We start from the raw sequence: 15,652 nt of genomic DNA on the forward strand, positions 1-15,652 counted from the left end.
AAAAACGATTGAAGGAGCGGATTATGGAATCGCGGCATTTGTTTACCTTTTTAAATGTAGTTGAGGCAGGCAGTTTTACGCGAGCAGCGCGTATACTGGATTATGCACAGTCGAGTATCACTGCTCAAATTCAAACGCTGGAGACTGAGTTGGGTACGCCGCTTTTTGATCGCATTGGCAAGAAAATCATGCTGACGGATGCCGGGCGACGTCTGCTGCCCTATGCGCAGGAAATTTCCAAGATGCATGCTATGGCTAAGGATGCGCTTCGTTCAGAAACGGAATTGGCAGGCACGCTGAAAATAGGAGCACCAGAGTCTCTGGCCGCTTTTCGTCTACCGAGTCTGATCCGTGAGTACAGGGAGCGGTATCCGAAGGTTAAAATTGTCCTCAAACCCGGCGAATGCTGGGAATTACGCGATTTGATCCGTTCCGGTGAGCTGGATTTGGCTTTTTTGCTTCAGCCCGAGACAGAGGATAGAGAACTGAATGTCACCACGCTTATTCACGAGCCGATGGCCTTGGTTGCGCCACTCGAGCATTCGCTGGTTACCTATACCCAGGTAGAGCCTGCCGACTTGAAGGATGAAACCATTTTGCATACAGAGGCAGGATGTACGTACCGTATCCTTTTTGAGCAGTATCTGAATAAACACGGTATTTTTTCAGACCCTAGCCTGGAATTTTGGAGTATTGAAGCCATCAAGCAGTGTGTCATGGCTGGGCTGGGTATTGCGTTGCTCCCGCTAGTAACGGTACAAAATGAGCTGCGAGAAGGTAAAATGGCGCGTTTAGCCTGGGATGACAGTGAACAGCAGGTGGCTACTCAGGTCGCTTATCACACGAAAAAGTGGAAATCCCCGGCTCTTAGCGAATTTTTACAGATCGTTGAGCAGCATGTAACACATTGGCGTGCATGAGTTCAAGCCATCACGGCATATGCTTATACAAATAATATTTTTTCCTTTTCGCCTATTCACTCAACATTCGCCCACAACCTGCATACATATGTATGGAATGATTGATTGTATGGAGGAGGTTCAAGAATGGCATTAAGTCATAAAAATCGTAGAGAGATTATTACCAAAGCGATCTGTGGTAAAGGTCGCAGATTCTCTACCGTAACCCATACCGTAACTCCGCCGAATAATCCGACGAGCATTTTAGGGGCATGGATTATTAACCACCAGTATGAAGCTGTGGCGGCGGGGGACGGCATTGAGGTCGTCGGGACGTATGATATCAATATTTGGTACTCATACGATAAAAACTCGCAGACCGATGTTGCCAAGGAAACGGTGTCGTACGTAGAAAATGTGCCGCTCTCGTATCTTGATCCGAAGCACCGGGCGTCTACAGTGGAAGTATCCGCCGAAGCTACACAGGAGCCGAGTTGCGTCGAGGCCAGTGTGTCTTCTGGAGGTGGCAGCGTAATGATCCGGGTCGAGCGGGAATTTGCGGTGGAGCTGGTGGCGGAAACGAAGATTGTTGTAGAAGTATTCCCGAATGGCAGCAGCGATAATTTTGACAAAGACTTTGATTTTGGAGCGGAAGAGGGGGACTATGAGGAGCTCGACCCCGACCTCATTGACGACGAGCTCTGACAGAAGCAACCAAAAAGAGGGCCGCTTACTCTTGCGCCGGCTGATTCTGCGCAGGGGGCAAAGGCCCTCCTTTTTTGTTGTTGCGGGTTGAAATTGGATTGAAATCCGTACGTAGTTCGTAGGGGGGATATAATGCAGCAGCCAGGACAGGCGCTCATACGCTTCAGGCAGATGCCAAATGATGAAAAAAAGCGTAGACTGGAGCGTTCAGGCATAGCGGTGCAGTGGATGGATAGCAGTATAGCAGATTTTGCGATAGGCTACGCGGTGCAAATCCATCAACTGCGAGTATTGGAGATTCGTAGGCGTGCCATCGAAGGCCCTTCCAAAGTCCGCGCATACGATCTGTCTGAACTGGATCAACATTCACCGCTCTATGTCCGGATGGAGCGGCTAGCTGTACGTGCGTTGTATACACTGGGTTTGGACAGTGGTGAGGTGATACTGACGCCGCTGGGGGAGCGCAGCTGTCAGGTGCGTGAAGTCTCGGCACAGCCATGGTTGAACGATAGACGTTTGGCCGCGCTATATGAAATTGCTGCGCGCGAAGGGGATGTTGAGGGTGAGAATCTTTCAGCGCAACGAGGGAAAGATCGACTACTCATCGGAATGGACCCTGAATTTGTGCTGATTCGTATGCCAGAGGGACGGGTCGTGCCGGCCTCAAGATATTTGGGTCGTCTCGGCATAGCCGGCTGCGATGCTGTTACGCGTCGAGGACGAACGCTGTATCCAGTCGCTGAGCTTCGTCCTGCTCCGAGTGGAGATCCGGACCGTCTGCTGAAGCACCTGCGTCAAGCTTTTGCAACCGCAGCCCGGCGCATTACCGACCGCACACTCATCTGGCAGGCGGGGGGGATGCCGCAACCGGGTTTTCCACTGGGCGGACATCTGCATTTCAGCGGGGTTGCGCTAAACGGTGCCTTGCTCCGGGCACTGGATAACTATTTGGCACTGCCTTTGGCGCTACTGGAAGACAAGCGTGCGGCCCGGCGCAGACCGCATTATGGCAATTTGGGTGATTTTCGACGTCAGTCGTATGGAGGCTTTGAATATCGTACACTGCCCAGTTTTCTTATCTCGCCACAGCTAGCGAAAGGTGTGATTGGTATGGCGTTTCTCATTGCTACTCAATATCCGCGTTTGCAACGTAGGCCGCTGGGTGAAGAGGAGGCTCACAGAGCCTTTTATGAAGGAAATCAATTTGTGCTTAAGGAGTATATGGAACCTCTTATTTTGGATATGGTTTCACTGGAAATATACTCGCAATATGAAGCTTATGTAGCGCCATTGCTGGACAGCCTCCGCAAGGGGAAGCAGTGGGATGAATCACGGGATTTGCGCCCCTTTTGGAAGCTTACGTAAAATCAAGTGTCGACACCAGGAATGGTTTCATGTTATCGACTGTCATTTTTGATATAATGAGAAATAATTATAAGTTTAAACGGAACAAAGTGTGGGGGTTAGTAAACGGTATGTCTAAATATACACCGATGATTGAGCAGTATTTATCCATAAAAGAGCAGGCTAAAGATGCATTTTTGTTTTTCCGTCTGGGAGATTTTTACGAGATGTTTTTCGATGATGCAATTCTTGCATCCAAGGAGCTGGAAATTACACTTACGGGTCGTGAGGGTGGCGCCACGGAAAAAATTCCGATGTGCGGCGTGCCTTATCATTCAGCGGAAAATTACATACAGCGCCTCATTGAGAAAGGTTATAAAGTGGCCATCTGTGAGCAAATGGAGGAAGCCTCAGCTACGAAGGGAATGGTGCGGCGGGATATTGTCCGCGTTGTGACCCCGGGTACAGTAATGGAAGGCAAGGTGCTGGGTGATAAATCCAACAACTACATGGTATGTGTCACAGAGACGGACGGGATGCTGGCTCTTGCGGCGTGCGACTTGTCAACAGGTGAATTGTATGTGACCTCTGTGCCTGATTCGAAAGAATGGCTACTAGATGAAATAAACATTTATGAGCCGTCCGAAATGTTGGGGGATGGTCATCTGCTTGATTTTGTGGCTTCCCGTATGTCCCCCGTTGGACGGCGTGTTGTGTATACGGCCTGGGACAAATCCAAGGATGATTTGGTTCGGGATCAATTTGGCGAAGCCACGTGGGCAAGGCTTACGGAGGAACGCAGACGGTGCGTATCACGCTTGATTTCCTATTTGAATGAAACGCAAAAAAGATCGTTAGGCCAATTGACCCAAATCTCCGTATATGAGCCAAACCATTTTATGATTCTGGATCCATTTACCCGCAGGAATCTGGAACTGGTGGAGACAGTACGTGAACGCTCCAAGAAAGGCTCGCTGCTGTGGCTGTTGGATCGCACAGAGACTTCCATGGGAGCGCGTCTGTTGCGTCGTTGGATCGACAAGCCGTTGTTGAGCGGCAGTCTTATTGAGGAACGCTTGGAGGCGGTGGACAAGCTATACCACCAGTTTATTTTCCGAGAGGATGTACGTGCTCAGCTTAAAGAGATTTACGATCTGGAGCGTCTGGTTGGGCGGATTGCCTTTGGTAGTGCTAATGCACGTGATCTGATCGCTCTCAAGCTGTCGCTGGTCCGAATTCCTTCTTTACGCGAATTGTGCGCTGAATCTCCTTCGAAGACGCTGAGACAGATTGCACAAACGCTGGATAGCTGTACAGACCTGTGTACATTGATTGAGGAAGCGGTGGCGGATGAACCGCCGATTTCCGTAAGGGATGGAGGTCTTATTAAGGAAGGCTACCATCAGCGTCTGGACGAACTGCGCGAGGCGAGTGTGAACGGTAAACGTTGGATCGCTGAGCTAGAGGCCAAGGAACGTGCAGCAACCGGCATTCGGTCACTTAAAATTGGATATAACAAAGTATTTGGTTATTATATCGAGGTGACCAAATCCAATTTGGCCTCATTACCAGAAGGTCGATATGAACGCAAACAGACGTTGGCGAATGCGGAACGGTATATTACACCGGAGTTGAAGGAAAAGGAATCTCTAATTCTGGAAGCCGAGGATAAAATGGTTGATCTGGAGTATACGCTTTTCTCCGAGCTTCGCAGTAAACTAAACGCTGAAATTCCCCGTTTGCAAAAGCTGGCAGAGCAAGTGGCTGAAATTGACGTGTATCAGTCGCTGGCATCGGTTAGCGCGGAACGGGGATTCGTGAAACCTGAGCTGACTACAGGATATGATTTCGTAGTGGAGCAGGGTCGCCATCCCGTGGTGGAGGCTGTAATGAAAGATGGCGGTTTTATCGCCAACAGCACGGTATTGGAGGAAGCGGATGCGCATATTCTACTTATCACCGGGCCGAACATGGCTGGGAAAAGTACGTATATGCGTCAGGTCGCACTTATTGCAATTATGGCTCAAATTGGCTGTTTTGTCCCTGCTGCACGTGCCAAGGTGCCGATGCTGGATCGCATTTTCACACGGATCGGCGCAGCGGATGATCTTATCGGCGGGCAGAGTACGTTTATGGTCGAAATGGCAGATATCCAAGTAATGACGGACAAGGCAACTCCGCGAAGCTTGATCATTATTGATGAACTGGGACGAGGTACGTCTACCAGTGAAGGAATGGCAATTGCACAGGCAGTCATCGAATTTGTCCATGACACGATCGGCTGTAAGGCACTGGTATCCACGCATTTCCATGAGCTGGCGCATTTGGAGCAAGGCCTGTCTTCGCTGCGAAATTACTCTATGGCCGTGCAGGAAAGCGGCGACAAAGTGAATTTCCTGCGCAAGCTCATACCGGGAGCGGCTAGCAGTAGCTATGGTATTTATTGTGCTCGGCTTGCAGGCTTGCCCAATAACATTATTGAGCGAGCGAATGGACTGCTGAATGGTTTTGAACAGGCAGCGGCTCAAGTAACGGCAGGTACCGAGATAGTAGTAGGAGGGAAGGAAGGGACTGATCTTCGTACAGTTTCAGGGACAGAGGATATTTCTTCTTTGACCAAATATAATTCAGGCCAGACATTGCGAGAAAGCGGAGAAACTGCATCATCAGCTCAGTCTTTATCACAGCAGGCGACCCTGGTAAAAGAAGATACTCTACAGACTGTGGAGGATTCCAGCAGGTTGGAGCAAGGAGCAACCGAAGTGGTACAGCTGTCCATTTTTGGAGAGCAGGAGCTTGCCACCTCCAAGCCCCACGCAGAGACAGTAGAGACGAATCCAATTGTGCGCCAAATTTTGCGCAAGGTGAAGAATGCTGATGTCATGAATATGACTCCTTTACAGGCAATGCAGCTATTAAATGATCTTAAAAATAAGGCCAATGGCCTGTAGTTAAAATAAGTGACATTATTCTTATTTTTCATCGCACTTTGAAGTCAGGAGGAGGTTAAAAGGATGTCTAAAATTCGGGTACTGGATGAACATATTGCGAACCAGATTGCTGCCGGTGAGGTCGTGGAGCGTCCAGCCTCCGTCGTGAAGGAACTGGTGGAAAATGCGATTGATGCAGGCGGTACGCGGGTGGACGTATGGGTAGAAGAGGGCGGCTTGCAAAGTATCCGGGTGACGGATAATGGAAGTGGCATTGAGCCTGAAGACGTGGAAACGGCATTCTATCGGCACGCGACAAGTAAAATTGGACATGGTCGCGACCTGTTTCAGATCACAAGTCTCGGCTTTCGGGGAGAGGCGTTGCCAAGTATTGCGGCAGTATCGAAAGTAGAGTTGCTTACAGCAGCCGGAGATGACGGGCGTGCCCGTAAATTAGTGATTGAAGGCGGTAAGCTGTTACTTCACGAGGATGCTGCTAGTAGGCAAGGGACGGATTTTACCGTACGGGAGCTGTTTTATAATACACCTGCAAGGCTGAAATATATGAAAACAATCCAGACCGAGCTGGGACACATTTCGGATGTATTGTACCGAATGGCGCTTTCGCACCCGGAAGTGGCCTTCACATTGCGGCATAATGGCAATACATTGCTGCAAACGCTGGGCAATGGTGATTTGCTGCAGGTGATTGCCGCTATTTACGGAACTTCTGCGGCGAAATCCATGCTGCTGCTAGAAGGAGAGAGCCTGGATTACCGAATTAGTGGCTATGTCAGTCGCCCAGAGTGGACGAGATCAAATCGCAATGCGATCTCGACAGTAGTGAATGGACGTTTTGTACGAAGCTACGGGCTTAATCAGGCGTTGCTCAAGGCGTATCATACCTTGTTGCCGATCAATCGTTTTCCGCTGGCTGTGATCCAACTGGAAATGCATCCTTCTCTGGTGGATGTTAACGTTCATCCTGCCAAGCTGGAGGTAAGGTTCAGTAAAGAAGCTGAACTGTTTCAGCTGGTTGAAGATTCGGTAAAAGCTGTCTTAGGGCAGCAAGTGCTGATTCCGAAGGCAGTCAAGCGCGAGATCGGTGGCAAGGACAGTGGCTCGTTTGTGCAGGAGCAGTTTCACTTCTCGAAGGGAAATGGTGCGGAAGGGGATGCTCCTTCCGGCAAAGACCGGGGGGGAGCACTGCCACCTTCCGTAACTTCGCCGGAGAGCCAGGAATCGCACCAATCCAATTACTTGAACAGGAACGAAGAGAATAACAGGGGTAGCCAGGAGCGTGAGCAACGTCCGAGCAGGGATAGTCTCTCAGCCATTGGACGGGCAAACAATCTTTCAGGTAAAAGTATTAATGATGATGAACTGGATGCAGATTTTGTGGAAGAAAACAACGGGAGTGAAGTTAAAGGGGAAGTGCCGCTTCCTGATGGGGCGACCGTACAGTCGTCCGAAGGAGATAATGCCGCAATAGGCACAACTACCTTATACAGCAGAGGGATACAGGAAACAGCTGCTTCTGCTGCTTACCCATCTTCTATGCCGCCGATTGCAGGACAAGCTACGGATTCCCGTCATTTCGCGGATCAGAAGCCGCGCCAGCAACGTCTGGATGCGGAGCAATTGGCAGCGGTGTCGGGAGAAGTTCCAGAGCTGCCTACTTTTCCTGAACTGAATTTAATCGGTCAGCACCATGGGACATATCTGATTGCGCAGAACGACCAGGGCTTGTATTTAATTGATCAACATGCCGCACATGAACGAGTCAATTATGAATTTTATTATGAAAAATTCGGCAATCCCGAGTCAGTATCGCAGGAGCTGCTACTGCCAATTACACTGGATTTTACGCCTTCCGAAACGGAAAAGTTGAAAACAAGGCTGCACTGGTTTGAACAGGCGGGGGTGTATCTGGAGCATTTTGGCGGTCAAACCTTCCGTGTCAGCTCTTACCCGTACTGGCTTCCCCAAGGGGAAGAAGCGGATGTCATTGAGGAAATGGCCGGATGGGTGCTGGAGGAAAGAGCCATTGATCTTGCTAAGCTGCGGGAAGCAGCCTCAATCATGTGCTCCTGCCGGGCTTCGATTAAAGCAAACCAGAAGCTGACTGATCGGCAGGCTATTGTGCTGCTAGAGCGTTTGGCAGCGTGCAAACAACCTTATACTTGCCCTCATGGGCGACCTATTGTGGTTTCCTTTTCCACATATGATTTAGAGAAGCTGTTTAAAAGAGTAATGTAAGGGAGTATATATATGTTGCAGGATCGGGAAAACCGTGAAGAAGAGCAGTCGAGCCTACGGGAAAAGCAAGTCGAATTACTCGTCACGACAGGGGATTCCCCCTCGGCTGAGGTTGTGGAGCGAGCGAAGTTGCTTGCAGCCGAGTTAGGGGCGCTGTATGCCCCTCGTCGTGGCATATCGGTAGCTAAGCTAATTGCGGCTCACAGAGTCCGTCAAGCGTTGGTTCTGGTGCAGGGCGCAGTAAGGCTGATTAGCCCAGAACAACCACCGATGGCTTTTCACCCCAGTATGGGCTTCATTCGCGCCAAACGGGTATTAAAGGGTGAACCTGACCCGATGTTGACGGCTGCCCGGATCGTCCCGGGTGATACCGTGCTGGATTGCACTGCAGGACTTGGTACGGATTCTCTTCTATTTTCAATTGGAACGGGAAGCTCTGGACAAGTCACGGCTGTGGAGAGTTCTTTCCCCGTCTACGCTTTAATCAAGGATGGAATGAGGCATTACCGTTCCGGCAACGCTGAAGTAGATAAAGCCTTTTCCAACATTGACGTTCGTTTTGGTCATCATTTGGACTATTTGCGTAGTTTGCCGGATCGCAGTATAGATATTATTTATTTTGACCCTATGTTTCGTGATCCGTTGCTCGATTCCAGCGCAATTGGTCCATTGAGAGGGTTGGCAAATCCAGACGCGTTGAGTGAGGAAAGTATTGTTCATGCGAAACGGATTGCACGAAAAAAAATTGTATTAAAAGAAAAACGGGGTAGCGGGGAATTTGCCCGCCTCGGCTTCCGTGTAGAGCAGCGGGGCACAACGAAAACAGTGTACGGAGTGATCGATATTGACAGTGGCACCTAAGCCTAAACTACTCGTTCTTGTTGGCCCGACTGCGGTTGGCAAGACGAAACTAAGCATTGAGATGGCTCGACAATTTGACGCGGAAATTATTTCCGGGGATTCCATGCAGGTATACCGTCATATGGACGTTGGAACTGCCAAAATTTCCGAACAGGAAATGGAAGGAATCAAGCACCATTTAATTGATATTCATGAGCCTGAATACCCATATTCAGTAGCCCAATTTCAGGAGGACTGTCGTCGTCTCATACCTGATATTCAATCTAGAGAAAAGCTACCGTTTATCGTAGGCGGAACAGGTTTATATGTAGAATCAGTCTGCTATGAATACCAGTTTTCCGAGGTAGGGGCTGACGAAGCTTTTCGTCAGGAGCAGCTGGACTATGCCGAACAGTTTGGAGCTGACGCGCTTCATGCGCGACTACAGGCGGTTGATCCCGAAAGTGCACTTCGTTTGCATCCTAATGATCGTCGTCGTGTCGTTCGGGCATTGGAAATTTACCATGTTAGCGGAACGACACTTAGCTCTCAACTTGCCAGTCAAAAAAAGGAATCTCCCTACCAACTCTGCATCGTAGGTTTGACAATGGATAGGCAAATGCTATATAAACGTATTGAAGACCGAATTGACGGGATGCTCGATCAAGGGCTTGTTGCTGAGGTAACCTCCTTAATGGAACGGGGAGTGCGAAGCGATGCCATCTCCATGCAAGGTCTAGGCTATAAAGAGATATCCTCCTACCTGCGGGGAGAGGTGTCTTTGGAAGAGGCGGTGACTTGGCTAAAACGGGATACGCGTCATTTTGCGAAGCGACAGCTCTCGTGGTTTCGCCATATGAAGGATATCCAGTGGGTAGATGTCACTGATTTCGGAAATTTTTCTGCTCATGCAGCCCAAATACACGAAATTATAGCAGGAAAGTTCCGGACAGACCTTGAATATACTTCAAAACAATCCAAATGATTATTGGGGGTACGGCTAAAATGAACAAGTCCATTAATATCCAAGATACGTTTCTGAATCAATTGCGCAAGGATTCTATACCTGTAACGGTATACCTCATCAATGGATTTCAGGTGCGAGGGACGATTAAAGCATTTGACAATTTTACGATTGTGATCGACTCGGATGGAAAGCAGCAGCTGATTTACAAGCATGCCATCTCCACCTTTACACCGCAACGCAATGTATCGCTTGTACAGCAACAGGATAGCGCTAGCGATAACTGATTACGGCTTGACGGTCGTCCGGGTTCATGAAACTTTTCAGGCGTCCGTCTCGTCTAACTGTATAGGAATGTGACCGGGAGCAACCTGATCAGGGTTGTTCTTTTCATTCCGTTTACTTTCAAGTTGCCGACAGCAAGCTTTAAGCTTATGTTAGGTACCATATGATTATTCGCGAAAGGGAGTCAGGGGAATGCCAAACGATTCATTGTCCAGATCCGGCAATCGCAATAGAAACACATCTAAAGAGAAGCCGAAGGGCAAGAAAAAGAAAATTACAGGTAAGCGAATTGGATGGACGCTGTTTATTACCGCGGCGGTAGCTATATTTTGCGCACTTGGTGGCTATTTATTTGTCATGGTAAATGGCGAAAAAATTTACGATGCGAACAAGGACAAAATCACAGTGAATGAGACATCAAAGGTTTATGACCGCAACGGTGTGCTCATGGGTGAGTTGTCTGTGCAAAAAAGTGATCCTGTCAAAAGTGAAGAAATACCAGACTTGCTCAAAAAAGCTTTTATTGCAACCGAGGATAAGCGTTTTATGGAACATCAAGGAGTTGATATTTGGTCTATCGGCCGGGCAGCCGTTAAGGATATCGTGGCCCGTTCGGCAGTGGAGGGCGGCAGTACGCTAACTCAGCAGCTGGCCAAAAACTTGTTTTTGACACGTGACAAAACCTTTTTCCGTAAAGCGACAGAGGTATCCATCGCAATGGCGCTGGAGCGGAGGTTGACTAAAGATGAAATTATTACTCTCTACTTAAATCGGATTTGGTTTGGACGCTCCTATTCTGGAATTAAGGCAGCGTCGGAAGGTTATTTTGGGCAAACCAACTTAAAAGAATTAAAATTGTGGCAAATTGCTACACTGGCAGCTATTCCGAAAGGGCCATCCAAGTATAATCCGATCAGTAACCCGGAGAACTCGAAGGCACGACGTGCGGTGGTTCTCCAGCTGATGTTTGAGCAGGGGATGATTGGAAAGCAAGAGATGGAAGAGGCCAAGGCTGTAAATTACAATTACAAACAACCAGAAAAAGTTCAAAAGTATCAAAATTTTATGGAATACGTCATGGATGAGGCAGAGGATGCACTGCCAGGAGTTAGCGGCAATGATCTGATTATTGGCGGTTACAAAATTCATACCACAATGGATGCCCAGGCTCAAAATGCGCTGGATCAGGCGATGGCAGATGATGACATGTTCGAAAAAAGTCCTGACGATCAGCCAGTTCAAGCTTCGATGGTCATTATTAACAACCAGACAGGTGGAATTGCCGCTATGGCACCCGGACGGGATTACAAAAAGGGAACCTTCAATCGTGCGACACAGAGCCGCAGACAGCCAGGATCGGCCTTCAAGCCGATTGTAGCCTATGCGCCAGCTCTCGAATCCGGTAAATTTACGATGGATACTCCTTTGAGTAACGAACGCCAGAGCTTTAACGGATACAGTCCGAAAAACTTGCATGGTTACTCGTCGACCATCAGCATGCTCGACGCGATTACGAAGTCTGAAAATATTCCGCCTGTATGGTTGCTGAACCAAATCGGTGTGGAAAAAGGGGTTCAATTTGCCGAGAGCGTAGGCATTCCGATGGACAAAAACGATCACTCACTTGCTATCGCATTGGGTGGATTAAGCAAAGGGACGAATACCCTTGAAATGGCGCAGGCGTACAGCTCATTTGCCAATAAAGGACAATTCCAAAAGGCTTATTCTATTAAGCAAATTAACAATAGTGATGATCAAGTAGTTTATACTCATGAAGAGGAAACTAAATCTGTAATGAGTGAAAAAACGGCTTATGAAATGACAAAAATGATGCAAAATGTAGTCAATAGCGGCACAGGTCGCAAAGCACGCATTGACTGGCCTGTAGCCGGTAAAACGGGTACGACCCAAAGTGGAATTAGCGGTAATAGTGGTAACCGGGACATCTGGTTTGTCGGTTATACGCCAGAATATACCGGAGCAGTATGGATGGGTTATGATAAGCCGGACAGTAAACATATGCTCAGAAACTATAGTGGGCAGTCGGCAGCCTTTTTCGGAAGGGTCATGGGTGAAGCTCTCAAGGGGCATCCGGTTACGCAATTCAGCGAGCCGAAGGGATATGAACCACCAGTTGAGCAGAAGCCAGAAGAGCCGGTTCAGGCTACCGCTCCAAGCGGACTGAGCGGGTCTTATAGTCAGGACACCCAAATTGTATCGTTGTCCTGGAATGCGGCAGAGGGAGACAATGTACAATACCGTGTTTATCGTAAAGAGTCTTCCGAAGGAAGCTTCAGGACGATTATGGAGGCGATGAGAGGCACGAGTGGCGAAGATACGTCTCCTGTAGCTGGAAAAACGTATCAATACTATGTCGTAGCTTATGGAACGGATGGTAAAGAATCCGCAGCTTCGAATACGATTAGTGTAGAAATTCCGACAGAGACTACTCCGATAGATCCGCAGCTAGGAAATGATCCTAATCAGGATGGAACTGTACCGGATAATGGCGAGAATATAGATGGTCAGGACGGCACAGACCAGGGGAATACGACTCCTGGAGGTACTGATAACGGTACTGGTTCTGACCAAGTACCAACGTCTCCTGGAGGTAACAATGGAAATGGTACTGGAGGCACAGGCAACAGTAACGACAATTTTGGGAACGGAAACGATACAAATACGGGGAATGGTCAGACGACTACGCCGGATTCAGGTATAACTGATGAAAATACTATGACCAATCCAGAAAATACAGATGCATCTACCACAGGTGCTATTATGGATGGAAGTCAGGAAAGCAAATCCAACGGTCATTCAAACTCCAATCGTGGACGTCACAACCGGGATTAGCAAATATGTTTTATGTAAGATGATATTGGCTTCAAATCAAAGGTATTTTCGGACTGTTTTGACAGTCTGAAAATACCTTTTTTGCTGTAATACAGGGGTTCTTTTTGAGTGTACAGTTTAAATATGGTAAGCTGGTTTTACCAATGTTGGAGAGGAACATCATTTATGAAGCGCAAATTCGGAGACCGGGCCAACTGGCGCAGAATCACCAATCGCAAGTTTGCTTGCCGGTATGTAGAAAGTGACGCGTTTACAGGATATATGACCCTGTATACCATTTTGAGTCTCAAGGAGCCGTTATGGAAGAGTTACGGTGGTCATACGTTTTGCATAGCCGATAAAGGATATTCCTGGCTGCAATATTATCCAAAAGGTGAGCACTATGTGGTGACTGCTATGTTTGACAATCGGGAGCAAATCGTTGAATGGTATATTGATACCTGCCGAAATCAGGGTGTGACTGATCAAGGAGTCCCTTGGTTTGACGATCTGTATTTGGATGTTGTGGTGCTTAAAAACGGTGAAATCTTCCTGGTGGATGAGGATGAATTGGAGGAGGCATTACAACGGGGGCATATCTCAACGCAAGAGGCAGAATTGGCTAACCGTACAGCGGCTGATGTGTTACATCAGATAGATGCCCACGTGTTCCCTTATTTTAAAATGTCGCTGAAACACCGATCAGAATGGTTTCACAACGGTGATTTCAAGAGAGAACGGTGAAAGTTTTGCAGTGGATTAAAGACATCGGGCCCCAACGCCCTGAGTTGAAAAGCAGGCAGAGTCGCCTTAAGAAAATATCTATGGTAACCAAGCGTCTTGTACTTTCTTTGATAATTTTCATTTTGATCGGATTGGTATGGGCAGGAATCCGAGTGTGGAACATGAATACGGCCGCCTCTACCACTCCGCTCCAGCAAGTGCAAATTGGTATCGTATTAGGTGCTTCTATGTGGGGGGCTGAGCCCAGTCCTGGATTGAAGGAAAGGCTGGAAGAAGCCTTGCGCTTATACCGCAACGGGACGGTACAGCATCTAATTGTAAGTGGTGGACTGGATAAACCCGATTTTCCGTATACGGAGGCTGAGGGCATGCAACGCTATTTGGTAGATAGAGGGGTCCCTGTACAGCATATTGTGTTGGAAAACCATGCGACCAGTACTTACGAAAATCTGCTCTATAGCCAGCGCATTATGAAGGAATATGGATGGACCTCTACCGTGATCATCACACATAGCTATCATGGCCCTCGGGCGATGGAGATTGCTCAATTCTTAAAGTTTGATCATCCTCAGATGGCTCTGACGGAATCTAAAGTGCTGAATATGCCAATTCATCAATCAAGAGAAGTATTGGCATACGCTAAATGGACGCTGCAACGGTGGTGGATCAGCGCTCAAACTTGGGTTGCCTGAATTAAAGAAAAGGCTTTGTGCACGTTCCCGTTGCTTTTATGCTAATAAGGACATGCCAGACCGAATACATTAATAGGGTAAGCTGTGCCTGAAGAAATGTTGAGGTGATGGATGCATGAACGGACGGGGAATCGCCGCGGGCAAGCGGTCGGAGGAGAGACCTTCCAGACAAATTAATGTCGTGCTGCGTAGCCCGGAGCCGATAGCTTCGGTGACTGTGGACGAGACGGAAGTAGTGGCTTCAACCAAGTCACAGGCGCTACCGCAGTATCTCAGTCTTTATCAGGAAATTCAGAAAGAACTCGATCATCTCGTCGGCTTGGATAACATCAAAGACCTGGTATTTGAGGTATATGCCTTTTTGCAGATCGCCCATATGCGCACGGATGCAGGACTGTTGAGCAATGCCCACGTGTATCACATGATTTTTAAAGGAAATCCAGGTACAGGGAAAACGACAGTGGCCCGCATTATCGCTAAAATGCTGCAAAAAATGGGGGTACTGAGCAAAGGTCATCTGATTGAGGTGGAGAGGGCTGATCTGGTCGGTGAGTATATTGGCCACACGGCGCAAAAAACGCGAGATCTGGTAAAGAAATCTCTTGGCGGCGTGTTGTTCATTGATGAGGCTTACAGTTTGGCACGCGGAGGGGAAAAGGATTTTGGAAAAGAAGCGATTGATACCTTGGTAAAGTCCATGGAAGATCAAAAAAATCAATTTATTTTGATTCTCGCTGGATACTCGGGGGAAATGGACTTTTTTTTACGAACGAATCCTGGTCTTCCTTCTCGCTTTCCAATCCAGTTGGATTTTCCTGATTATACTGTGGATCAGCTCATCCAAATTTCCGAGATGATGGCCAAGGAGCGGGATTATATTCTCATGCCTCAGTCCATAATTAAAATGAAGGAGCATTTGCTAAACGAGCGTAATGACAGTCTTCATGCATTTAGTAATGCACGCTATGTTCGTAATGTGATTGAAAAAGCGATTCGGCACCAAGCTGTCAGGTTGCTTAATCAGTACAGGAGCGGGCAACCCGGCAAACAGGAATTGATGACGCTGCGTCCAGAGGATTTGAAAATGGATAAAAGATAGGCGATAATAGGAATCTGAATCACATCGAATGCTATGACATCGAACGGGGGCCGGCCTGA

The 15,652-nt window shown here is 48.1% G+C and carries 12 protein-coding genes; all 12 read left to right on the forward strand.

All coding sequences use genetic code 11. The features are described from left to right. The first annotated feature begins 23 nt into the window (after positions 1-23). Positions 24-920, forward strand: coding sequence for a LysR family transcriptional regulator (locus ACEN8J_RS08475; RefSeq protein ID WP_029518123.1), 897 nt, complete (start codon positions 24-26; stop codon positions 918-920). Between the two features lie 126 nt (positions 921-1,046). Further along, entirely contained in the window at positions 1,047-1,604 is a 558-nt protein-coding gene (locus ACEN8J_RS08480) for an outer spore coat protein CotE (protein WP_495594407.1), read from the forward strand. 132 nt (positions 1,605-1,736) lie between these two features. Beyond that, entirely contained in the window at positions 1,737-2,969 is a 1,233-nt protein-coding gene (locus tag ACEN8J_RS08485; protein WP_340932399.1) for a putative amidoligase domain-containing protein, read from the forward strand. 110 nt (positions 2,970-3,079) lie between these two features. Then, positions 3,080-5,899, forward strand: coding sequence for a DNA mismatch repair protein MutS (gene mutS / locus ACEN8J_RS08490; RefSeq protein ID WP_029518121.1), 2,820 nt, complete (start codon positions 3,080-3,082; stop codon positions 5,897-5,899). A 63-nt stretch (positions 5,900-5,962) separates the two neighbouring features. Then, a complete protein-coding gene (mutL, locus tag ACEN8J_RS08495) occupies positions 5,963-8,137 on the forward strand; it encodes a DNA mismatch repair endonuclease MutL (RefSeq protein WP_340955684.1) in 2,175 nt (724 codons plus the stop codon). A 12-nt stretch (positions 8,138-8,149) separates the two neighbouring features. Beyond that, positions 8,150-8,998: a class I SAM-dependent methyltransferase gene (locus tag ACEN8J_RS08500; RefSeq protein ID WP_495594408.1), complete on the forward strand. Its 849-nt coding sequence runs from the start codon at positions 8,150-8,152 to the stop codon at positions 8,996-8,998. Next, positions 8,982-9,962, forward strand: coding sequence for a tRNA (adenosine(37)-N6)-dimethylallyltransferase MiaA (miaA, locus tag ACEN8J_RS08505; RefSeq protein WP_029518118.1), 981 nt, complete (start codon positions 8,982-8,984; stop codon positions 9,960-9,962). Before ACEN8J_RS08500 ends, miaA begins: the two co-directional genes overlap by 17 nt. Positions 9,963-9,982: 20 nt before the next feature. Further along, positions 9,983-10,228, forward strand: a complete 246-nt coding sequence (gene hfq, locus ACEN8J_RS08510; protein ID WP_029518117.1) for an RNA chaperone Hfq — start codon at positions 9,983-9,985, stop codon at positions 10,226-10,228. A 190-nt stretch (positions 10,229-10,418) separates the two neighbouring features. Beyond that, entirely contained in the window at positions 10,419-13,079 is a 2,661-nt protein-coding gene (locus ACEN8J_RS08515; protein ID WP_165146788.1) for a PBP1A family penicillin-binding protein, read from the forward strand. A 165-nt stretch (positions 13,080-13,244) separates the two neighbouring features. Next, positions 13,245-13,802, forward strand: a complete 558-nt coding sequence (locus tag ACEN8J_RS08520; protein ID WP_069010609.1) for a ribonuclease FAU-1 family protein — start codon at positions 13,245-13,247, stop codon at positions 13,800-13,802. Then, complete coding sequence (locus tag ACEN8J_RS08525; protein WP_029518114.1) at positions 13,799-14,494, forward strand: YdcF family protein; 696 nt, start codon at positions 13,799-13,801, stop codon at positions 14,492-14,494. Before ACEN8J_RS08520 ends, ACEN8J_RS08525 begins: the two co-directional genes overlap by 4 nt. Before the next feature lie 115 nt (positions 14,495-14,609). After that, positions 14,610-15,593: an AAA family ATPase gene (locus ACEN8J_RS08530; protein WP_039271232.1), complete on the forward strand. Its 984-nt coding sequence runs from the start codon at positions 14,610-14,612 to the stop codon at positions 15,591-15,593. Positions 15,594-15,652: the final 59 nt, after the last annotated feature.

It is taken from the genome of Paenibacillus sp. Paensp38 (assembly GCF_059491915.1).